The sequence below is a fragment of the Aromatoleum evansii genome (assembly GCF_012910805.1).
Lineage (GTDB): Bacteria > Pseudomonadota > Gammaproteobacteria > Burkholderiales > Rhodocyclaceae > Aromatoleum > Aromatoleum evansii.
In genome coordinates, this window is sequence record NZ_WTVK01000225.1 from 1 (window position 1) to 449 (window position 449).

Consider the following 449-nt stretch of genomic DNA (forward strand, 5'->3'; position numbering starts at 1 on the left):
TTTCACGGGTGCGACCATGTTCCTGGTCATGGCGTCTTTCGCGACCCCTATGCAGACGCGCTCGGGCAGTCTGGTGCGACGCCTCATCATGCTTGCGGGGTTGGCCATCGTGTGCGGCTACATCGGCCTTGCGCGCCATGCACCCAAGCCGAACACACTGAGCGAGACGGTCCAGTCGATTTTTGTCATGGGCGTGTTCGGCATGTTCCTGCTTGCCGTTGTCAGCTACTACATCCTGCGTGCCGCCGAGAAAGTGTCGAGCGCTGGCGCGCACCTGATGGCCGACCGCCGCACTTAATCGCTTGACAGCGACGCCCTGCGCGCGCGCCATCACGAATTGGCCTCGCCGTCGTTCGCAGCCGGTTGGTTGACCTTTGCACCCTGGCCGGTCTTGGGGAGGCTGACAGGCGCAGCGGCCGAACCGGACTGAGTGGCTGACGGTGCTGCCC

At 64.1% G+C, this 449-nt stretch carries 1 protein-coding gene; it reads left to right on the forward strand.

The window, feature by feature from the left end:
- Positions 1-298: hypothetical protein (locus tag GO615_RS28040; RefSeq protein ID WP_211167426.1), on the forward strand; the 298-nt coding region annotated here is incomplete at its 5' end.
- Between the last annotated feature and the right edge of the window lie 151 nt (positions 299-449).